General features: G+C 46.6%; 1 protein-coding gene and 1 pseudogene. Both read right to left on the minus strand.

Features of this window, described 5'->3' with window-relative positions; translation table 11 throughout:
• Positions 1-277 precede the first annotated feature (277 nt).
• The gene (locus ABD481_RS46840; protein WP_004145206.1) at positions 278-457 is read right to left on the minus strand and encodes a hypothetical protein; all 180 of its coding nucleotides are present in this window, start codon (positions 455-457) and stop codon (positions 278-280) included.
• An 18-nt stretch (positions 458-475) separates the two neighbouring features.
• A pseudogene (gene dppF, locus ABD481_RS46845) lies at positions 476-584 on the minus strand (dipeptide ABC transporter ATP binding subunit DppF); the annotation flags it as partial.

Consider the following 584-nt stretch of genomic DNA (forward strand, 5'->3'; position numbering starts at 1 on the left):
TGTTATTTTCTGGGTATATTAAAAATATCGTGACGCTTCTGGGATGGCAGATAACGCGCCGATGGTGACGTACCAATACACACGATTGACAGGGTTATAATAGTTTAGAATTTGATTTTCGGGATGATTCCACGGCAGAAGTATCGCTACACTAACATTTCCCTTGCAGAAGGGTAGCCCCATTTTTTAGGTATGCGTACATCCTTAACTTCCCGCAATCACCACGCTTCCCAGTCGTTTTTATATAAAAGTATTAGGTCATGATGAAATCATAGCGTCAGATCAGCGAAAGAATAAACCTGAACCATTTTAATTTCTCTTTAATTCTATAAAAATGGACTGAAAGGCTTATTTTTTCGGATAATCTACGAAGAATGCTCTGAGAGCGTGACATAAACTGCGGCAATATGCGTAAGCGCCAGGTTTTATCCACGGCGGGAGAGAAGCTCCCGGCCATGGGACCGGGAGCGCGCCATCAGGCGTGGGACTTTTGCGGATTCTCATCCTGGTCGACGGCAAAGCAGGCCACCAGCTGGCCGCCGTAATCCTTCAGCTGCGGCTGGAGCTGAGTGCAGGGGCCAAAG

Origin of the sequence: Catenulispora yoronensis (assembly GCF_039531695.1) — a bacterium.
GTDB lineage: Bacteria > Actinomycetota > Actinomycetes > Streptomycetales > Catenulisporaceae > Catenulispora > Catenulispora yoronensis.